The sequence below is a fragment of the Methanofastidiosum sp. genome (assembly GCA_013178285.1).
Lineage (GTDB): Archaea > Methanobacteriota_B > Thermococci > Methanofastidiosales > Methanofastidiosaceae > Methanofastidiosum.
The window spans coordinates 76036-85911 of sequence record JABLXD010000012.1 but is presented as its reverse complement, the minus strand read 5'-3'; the positions used below and the strand labels follow the sequence as shown (position 1 = coordinate 85911).

Genomic DNA, 9876 nt, shown 5'->3' with positions numbered 1-9876 from the left:
TATCGCCAATAATTGAAAAACATGAAAAAATCATCGATGAAACTCTCAATGAATTTTCAGAAAGTGAATTCCTAAAAAAGGTAAATCAAGTATTGCCTGATGAAAGAATTGACACTATTTTCTCAAAAAAGACAAACGGCTTCAGCTTTGAAAATCAACAAATGGGCGAAGAACCTTCAATGGAAGAAATATTAAGAGAAGCACAGGAACTTGGAATCGACACTAAGGATCTAATGAAAGATCTAAAAGGTAGCGGTGCAACAAAAACAAAAACCGGAGGCTCAATATTTGCACCAATAACGCTATACGTTCTGGGCTTTGCCTGGCTTATATTTGCTATATTCTTTTTGATCAATAACATGGGAATGCTTCCCACAAACAATCCAATTTCTCCATTATTTAATATTTTGAGAACTGGATTTATGGGAGTTATATTCTACATTGTAATGATGGTTACCGGTATACCGCCAATACTCTTTGGAATGAAAGCAAGGACACCTTCAGGCACAAGGGGGAGTGACAACGGGGTTCTCTATATAGTCGGAACATTGTGGCTTATTTCAGGCATGTTGTTCTTAGTTTTCAAAGGACTTCCAGGACTTCCTTTACCTGACCTTGGAATATTTCTTGACTTAATACTTTCACTGATACTGATATTCTCTTCAGCTCTAGCCATAGTTATGGGAACAGAGTTCTCAAGAAAGAAAATACTGATGTAATCTTTGAGGTATTCGCAAATCAAAGGATAAATATTAAATAATCTTTTATTATTTTTAAATATATACTCAAGGGTAGTCCAATGGGGTATAAGCTATTGAGGAAAAGAGGGCCAGTATCAAGAAAGGCCCAAGTGGAAGTAATTACAGTAATGTTAATTCTAGCCATTACTGTTGCAGCTGTTTTTGTTGCATACCAGTTTGCCGCACCTCAAATTGAGAGATCAAGAGACGTTTCGAGAATTAATTCTATGCAGAATGCACTTTTAGAACTTGATAAAAAGATTAGAGAAGTGCGGTTTGAAGGGGAAGGAGCTCAGCGTTATATTGATATTAATTTTGATAAAGGGAATATACGTACGAATCAGAATGAAGATACAATTTGGTTTTACATGTCTGCGCCAGGGATTGAATCTGCACCTCAACAAACAGGCATGGAGACTTATTTTAGCGATAGAACACTTAACATCAAACTTCAATATGGGGGAGAAATAGACATCCTATCTCGATTTGAAGTTTTAAACGCTGGCCAATACAGAATATATATAAAAAATGAAGGTGCTAATGATATCCTTTTGAGTCTTTCTCCAGAAATACCTATTACAGGGGATACTTGGACTTTGCAAGGATATGTATACGATAATACTGAGGGCCAAACTGAGGGGAACGCAATAATGAATACCACAGGAGAGACAATTGACCCTCCACTCGCAAATGCAGAGATAGTTTTTATTAATGATAAATTAGAAACAATTGCTATCACAAAAACTAATTCTCAGGGTAGATATGCTGTAAAACTTCCCAAATCAGATGGCGTTAACGATTTAAAATTATATATTCGGGTTAATCTAACCTCTTATGTGATGAAGGAAAATGAAGGATCAGTTGCAATTTATACGAAGACTGACCAATATAAAGAAGGGTTTAAGAAAAATTTAGGCCCGTGGATCGTTAACATTGACGCCGGGAAAAATTACTTTGAAAATTATTATGACGCTAATGATTTTTTAAACATACCCATGTATAAACTAACTAAACAGGATATTTTTGAATCTGTTCCGATTGCCGTTGTATTATATGCAGGTGGCTCAACTATTGGAGGATATAGTATTAATTCTGGAAATGAATTAGGGCACCTGCTTTATGATGTTATGGATGCTTTTGATAGCTCTCCAAGTAATTACAACTGTAACTATTTTGTAGTATATGGCAGTGTTGGCCCTAATCCAGTCGGCCTGAAGGATAAAAATAATAATCCCATTAACTATCCTAACACTACTATTAATATTCAAATGTATCCAATCGAATGGTTACTAGATACTACTGAAAGAAGAAGCCCTTCTGATTATAGCACGCTCAATCCAATATTTCCAGATATTGCAGCCATTGACGGGAATCCGAACATATTAAATTATCGGGATTTTTCTCTAATTGTTGTAGGTTCTGGTGCAACTAATGATTCAAATTTATTACCAAAACTTAATGCCTATAGAGGAGATTTGACAAATTTCTTAACCCTTAATAGATTATCTTTCAAAGGTGTTGATTACTCAAGAGGCCTTATTACTTTAGGACAATTCTCAATAGTCGATGATATTGACCCTGATAGTGATAATTATTTTCCTTATCCTTCCTTATTCAATGACCTTGATCCACCAAAAATAAAAAATCCAAATATCGTTCCAGATGGCCAAAATCCGGCAGCAGTCCAACATCCTTATGTTTGGATAAATCAAAACGGAGGGAAGGTGAATTTTTATTGTAATATTAAAGACGTGAGTGGCATCAATCATGTTGGAGCAAATGTTTACAAACAAGATGGAACTTTAATTGGGGGTACATTTTTGTTTGATGATGGCCGAGTTCCCGATAGGCTTGCAGGTGACAGTACTTACTCGGCTGAATGGACTGTACCTGATGGCCTTTTAGATGGGCCTTATAATGTCATATTTGAATCTACGGATGAATATGGTAACTTTGTAGAACGTATTACATTTTATCCTACAGACCCTCTTTCAAACTTTGAATTTGATGTAAGAAATGATATAGTTCTACCAGACACTTCGGCGCTTATCTCTTCAAGTATAGGCAATATAACTACAAGCCCCTATACAAAAATTTCTTCTTCTGTTTCAGACGCATTAAGCGGGATTGACAGATCAACTTACGGAACACAAACTTTACAATTCTTAAGTAATCCATTACCAACTCAACCCCACACTTACTATCATTACTTGTCTCTTTCAGAAGGTAATCTAAATTATTCTGTATTAACTTATGATAAAGCTCAAAATCAAGGTACGGCCCAAGTAACTACAATATTGAAGGATACTACCCCCCCATTAATTTCAAACAAGTACCCTACTGGACTCGCCGCAAATAATACTCCAATTATTATATCAGAGTATGGGGATGCTGGCGCAGGAATCAAAATTGCAAGACTTTATTTAGACGGGGATTATAAAATTTCAAGTATTACAAATAGTGTAACATATACTCCTGGAGTTGCTTTAAACGATGGAACACATATCTCGACAGTTTATGTTGAAGATACTCTTGGAAATTTTGCAGTCGATTATTGGAGTTTTTATGTTAATAATCTTGGCCCAGCTGTTAATATAACTCAGCCTCAAAACTTTTTGACATTTACAAATAGCCCAACTGTAAGCATATCTGGTTCTACTTCAACAACAGGTAGTGTTACTTTAGAAAGAAATTCTACTTTTATCGATACAGTAACATCCCAATCATTTAATTTCCCCACAGTTAATTTAATCTCAGGATTAAACATAATGAGAATAGAAGCAGATGGAGATCCTTTTCCCATTGATCAAAATAATACTATAGTTACTAGATGGATAATTCGTGATAACGACCTTCCATCTATCACTATAAATGATCCTACTGTAATATCTCCTCAAATTGTAAAGCCATTAACTAAAGCTTATATAACTTTTACTTACGATGAAAAATACCCTGCTTCATACATAATTAAAATATATGATGGGGCAACTCTTATTGCTCAAACACCTACTAGAATAATCAATGCCCAAAATCTTAATTATATTAAAGCTGGTGGCATCCATCAAATAATGGACACAATCGATATCCCGACTAATGTATCTGACGGTGGGCTATATGATATTAACATAACAATGCAAGACCTTGCCGGAAATTCAGTTAATGTAACTGGAAATGATATTCTTAAAATAAAAAGTACTGGTCCATTACTACAGGGAGAATTGCCTTTACAAGGAAATATTGCATCAACAACTGATCCAATTGAAATATCAATAGTGGATGCTCTTGTGGGAGTTGATAAAAATTCAATTAAAATGTCCATAATAGGACAATCTTATGACAATGTAAGTGTTATTAACCTTGATGTAACAAATAATTTAAACATTACCCAAGTAGGGGCCCAGGGCTATAAGGCAATTTTCAAACCAACTTGGCCTTGGGAGAATACCTATAAAATAAATGTTTCTGTAGAGGCATCTGATAAACTTGGCAATAAATCGACTAAGAGCTGGTATTACATCACAACATCTCAATCGCCTGTAATAAAGGATTTATCTATGGAGCATAGGGTTCAAGAAGGAACCGATGTCTCTATGAATTTTAACGTAGAGCAATGTATTACAAAAATTAAAGAAGTAGATATTAGTATAGGAAAGTTGGGTAAAATAAGCTATGTAGAAACTGCTCCTGGCTCTTTAACGCTCCAAAGGTCTGCTGATTCTTTACCTGGCACCCCTGCTACTATTACAGGAGTTAATGCAGGTGCTTGTACTGGAGGAACTTTGTATAGATATAGTTTTAATAACATTACATTTCCTGTTCCTGACTATGCTGGAGACCTAAATAATAGAGTACTTATTACTTCAATTAATGAGGCAGATTGGGAATCATATTATGAATCTTATTTATTAACTTCTAAACAAAAATATACCTCGGCTCCAAATACTTACTATTTTGGAAAGTATTCTTGGCTTCCAACATTCCAAGGTTTGGATTTGTCAATTGGAAGGGTATCAAATGAGCCTGTCGGATCTAACTATAAGATTTATGGGCAGGTGAATGATGCCCATCGTAATATCCCTGTTATTTACACAGCATGGAGAAAAAGTAGGGGTCCCCCCGGAAATCCTAATGTTGTTAATTCTGAACAATGGTCAGGAGCTCTTTACATAGATGAAGTTGGAAACAAAATTGAATGGGATCATGGACATATACCCAACGCATTTTTATTTGATATTGATGCTCCGATAGGATCAACTTGGCCACCAGGAAGGCCGTTTCAAGCACAAGATTGGCTTGATTCTTTTAATCTAGATTTAGTATTAACTGACCGACAAAATAATTTACAAAAAACATCATTAGATAATCCGATTGTAAGCGTACTTCCAAATGAATTTGCAATGTGTTCTCATGATTACTTTGATATAACTGGAACTGGTTGGGGAAATACAAATATTATCATTAACCTAAGGACATTCCAAAAAATTTACGAGGTAAGAGGAGATCCTGAAGATATACCTGTTGGAGGGCCATTTACACGTACCGGCGGATCTATTCTTGTACCACAAGCTCCAGGTGGCCCAGTCTTAATGATAAAAGAGCGAAGAAATATTTTTAATAATCTCGAATCAACAATTGTGGTAACAACTTTGGATTTAGATAGGTATAAAAATAATAGAAATGTTACATATGGTAAAAATATGCACCTTAATGAGGCTTATTCTGGCGATGCAAGAAAATTAGAACAAAATATTATTGTTTATGCATGTGGTCATGAAATATTAATAGATTGAGATGTTTAAATGAAAAAAATATGTATATCCAATAATAGATTTATCTACTCTAAAAAATCTCAAATGAATGTAGTCATGGCCATCATGTTAATTGCCATCTTGTTGGCAACAACCGTATTTTTCTGGAGAACATCAGAAAACTTTTCTAAAAGTTATTCAACTAGTATAGATGAAAAAAGTTTTCAAAATATTGCCACATATGTTGAAAATACTGTTGCCCATAATGAAATTGCTTGGATTGAAAGAACTTTAGTACAGACTAATATGATTATCCCCTTAAATTTTGATGGGATAAATTATATTGGAGAAAATGAATTATTTAGGATAATTCTTCTTGATTCAAATAAGATAAAAGTGTATGCAAAGAATAAAAATGGGGCAATCAAGGAAGACTATGGAAAAGAGGTATTATTGAATACTAGATTTTATGTTGACATTGATAATAATGGAGACTATAATATTTACTCAAATCCAGTAATTCCTGCATTAAAAGACAAAAACATAATTGGTGATTTCTTTTTATATAAGATTGAACCAATGGTTACTGGAAGAGGTCAAGAATATGTAGTTTATTTGACTCCCACCTTTAAATCTGCAGTAATTGGAGATGCAGGACAACCACCTGAAGCTTTAGCAAAAACATGTTTTCTATTAGAATATCCTAAAAGTTATTGGAGTGAATATTATGATAGTAGAGATAATACTTACTCAGTCTACCCATCAAACTATTTTATAATTAACTCTGAAAAACATGGAGTTGATAGCAGATATATAAATTATTGCACCAATGTTTTCATCCCCTCCAATTCTGACATGATTGATTCCTTAAACTTAAGCCCTACTAAAGATACTCTAAACAATTACATAAAAAGTGGAGGATCTTTAATTATGCTTTCACAAAATCCAACTACAAAAAAGAAATACGAGTTTCTCCCAGTGAACATTACTTTTGATTCTGGAAACTATGATACTATCGGAGTTTCAAAACAACACAATATAACACAAAATATTGAACCGTACGAAATAGCAGGAAGTTATTTCTCTGCCGAAGGAACAATTATAGATCCTTTTTTTGACGGTCCAGCAAATGAAGTTCTATTGAGAGAGATACCCTATGGGCCTTATCTTAATAATAATCCTTCCCTAATTGTTTCAACTTGGGGAACCGGCAAAGTAGTCACAACAACAATTCCTATGGATATGTATTCAATTGTGGACAATACATTTAGCGTATGCCCGTGGTGGGATCCAAATCAAATTGGTGGCCCTCCAGATTGGCATTTTAGAAAACACTTGGAAATAGATTCTGGAAATATACTTAGAATTAATGAACCAGTTGAAATTATTATAGATCCAACAGCCGATATAAATAGGTTAGCAAAACAAGGCTTCTTAGATCTTGAAAATACTACCTTGGATTTTGATTCAATTAGGGTGGTGGAGTTAATAGGGGGTGATTGTTCAGAAACTATCGAAATTCCAAGTCAAACATACCCATATAGACCAAATATGCAAGCAGCAGGCTATAGAAATTCTCCCTTGGAATTTCATGAACATACAATATTCTTTGAACTAGATTCGCCAGCAGATATTCTACTCGAAATGGAAGTTCCTATAGGTTCGCAGTATAAAGATGAGAGCCCATCCATTAATACAGATTTTCACGTTTTTATTAATGATGTGCTTGTTACAGATGTAATAGAAGGGGGAAACACGCCACTAGCTGGGTACTGGGATCCTTTTGACGGAGGGCAAAGTGATGGCCCAAGAAGGTTTAGTTGTACTTTACCTTCAAAATATTTTAATAAAGGAGATAACAAGATTAGACTTTCAATGGAAACGCCTAACGATAAAGTTTTGACCTGGTACCAAAATGTTTTGTTTAGATTGTATGAAAAAACATCTTCTGGAAATAATCTTTTTTATAGGGAATATCCCCCTGTTTATGTATACTTTTCAATGGGCGCAACCCCTTCCAATAGTCAATCGAGAACTTTTCCGGGATCAAAAAGAACATATGACATATATTTTGATATAGAAGAAAATGAAAAGAAAGATGTTCCAACTTATAGGGTTGCAGATAATTCTTGTACTGAACAATGGTCTGTTCCAGTTGATAGTCCGATATTTTTCCCACCTTGGGTTGATGGGAGTAATAGTATTCTTTCTAGCGAGTTCCCAGTACTGCTAAATAATTCTTCACCGTCCACTGCAGATCTAAATAATAATAGCATAATTGATGTAGTCGTAGGCATGAGAAATGGAAATGTAAGGGCAATAAATGGGGCAAACGGCGCAACAATATGGGAAAAAAATGTCATTAATACCTTACCTGTAATTAGTTCAAGTAATACTAGATATCTTTTTGCCCCCACTGCAATATCTTCACCAGCAATATGCGACCTAAATAAAGACGGAGTTTTAGAAATAGTAGTTGGTGGCGGAAACTTCAGAGCACAATTTGATCGTCGTTTAAGTCAAAGAACCATTATTATTAGTACATCACCTTCTAATGTTTCTGTACTGGACGCAGCAACAGGAACAACACTGTGGAAATTTCCAATTGATGGGGCGATGCTTTCAGCACCTGTAATCGCCGATATTGATAATGATGGGTATGAGGACATTATAATTATAGATACATATTTCAATAATCTTCAATATAAACAAGGCCAAAGTAATTTTGAAAATGTAAACATTGCTTTGATAAATACTATTTATGCATATAGCGGAAGAACCCGTCAAAGACTATTTAGAATCTCTGGAACACAAATTATTGTATCTCCAAGGTTATTTGCTTACCGTCTTTCCAATTCTCCTTATACTCCATATATAATGATTCCTTCTAACTCTCCAGCAATTGAGGATTTAAATGGGGATGGACACTTGGATATAGTTTGGACTTCAGTAGATGGGAATGTATATTTAATTGAAGACGGAGCTTGGAATAATCAAGTTCTTAGAAATTTTTCAATCCCCAATATCACTCCATCTAGTCCCTTGGGATATATAGTATCTTCACCGGTGATAGCTCAAACTGACTATTTAAAAGACTATAAAGATATCTTGGTATCTGTAATAGTCAACGATAGATTGAGATCCTATCTTGTAGATAGTTCTAATGGTGCAATAACACAGTTAAACATTCAATCTAATTCTAATGATTTAATTTCTGGTAATCCAGTTGCGCACTCTCCAAACGGATTTCACTTAAGGGGGCCTCAAATGATTGTTCCAGGAGGGCAATACTTAATGATACAGCATCTTGATCTTACGCATCAAGTTAGAGGGCGTATTACTCAAACCTCTTCTCTTACATCCTCATATGGAACGCCAGCAATAGTGGAGGTTAATAATTACAGTACGTATCAAAAAAAATATGATGCTTTCTTTTTCGATTGTGTGTTAGGGGCAGAAGACGGTAAACTATATGCGTTAGCATATAGGGATACAACACAAGGAGATGACAATGATAATAACTCCCCCCCTCCCAATGATTCTAATAAAGTCGATAAATTATGGGAGTATCCTACGGGAAGTCCAATAAGAGGTTCTGTGGCAGTTGATGATATTGATAACGATGGAAAATCCGAAATAATTTTCATGACACATGATGGAAGGGTAATATCTTTAAATGTAGGATATCACTATACTCGTTGGAATTTTTCAAGGCATGACCTACATGGAACTGCAAATACTATAACGGACCTTAATCCAATCTCTTATAGTTTTTCTGAACCAGAAGCAATAGAATTTGGCGATCCTACTGATCCTTATGATGATAAATTTAGATTAATATCAAATTTTGTATTAGGATATTCAAATAATTTCCAATCCTATATGTCTGAAGATTGGATCATGATAGACACAAATAGAAATAATATATTTTCCGATGAAAGAGTTCTTTATGAAAAAGACCTTACCCGACTTAGTCTTAATACATATGAAGGGCGGCCAATAGAGTCTACTTATAGCGTAGAATCAATTTACGGAGATATAATCGATAATAATTTTATAATTACTTTTGTTGACAGAGGAATGATAAGATTGTTTAATAACATTATGGCTTACACATCAGCACCGACAAAAAATATACAAATAGAAGAAGGTATATGGGTAAATCTTGATATACCGAACACCATTGGAACAAGAGAATATGTAATCCAAGGACTAGGCGATAGACTAAGAATTTATGATCCCCAAAATCCTAATGTGGAATATATAAAAGAGCTAAGAGGAATGAATATATATGGTACTTTGTCAAGTTCTTCAGCTAACAAATACGTTGTTATAACAAGCTATGGGGCTTATTTGTCACCAAATCCACAGGAGGCTTAAAAATAAAA

At 34.6% G+C, this 9876-nt stretch carries 3 protein-coding genes; all 3 read left to right on the top strand.

Annotated elements, in window-relative coordinates; all coding sequences use genetic code 11:
- A partial coding sequence (locus HPY60_05680) for a hypothetical protein (protein ID NPV50671.1) occupies nt 1-719 on the top strand: 719 nt, incomplete at its 5' end.
- Between the two features lie 80 nt (nt 720-799).
- Complete coding sequence (locus HPY60_05675) at nt 800-5530, top strand: hypothetical protein (GenBank protein ID NPV50670.1); 4731 nt, start codon at nt 800-802, stop codon at nt 5528-5530.
- Nucleotides 5531-5539: 9 nt separating this feature from the next.
- Nucleotides 5540-9868: a PQQ-like beta-propeller repeat protein gene (locus tag HPY60_05670; GenBank protein NPV50669.1), complete on the top strand. Its 4329-nt coding sequence runs from the start codon at nt 5540-5542 to the stop codon at nt 9866-9868.
- Nucleotides 9869-9876 lie beyond the last annotated feature (8 nt).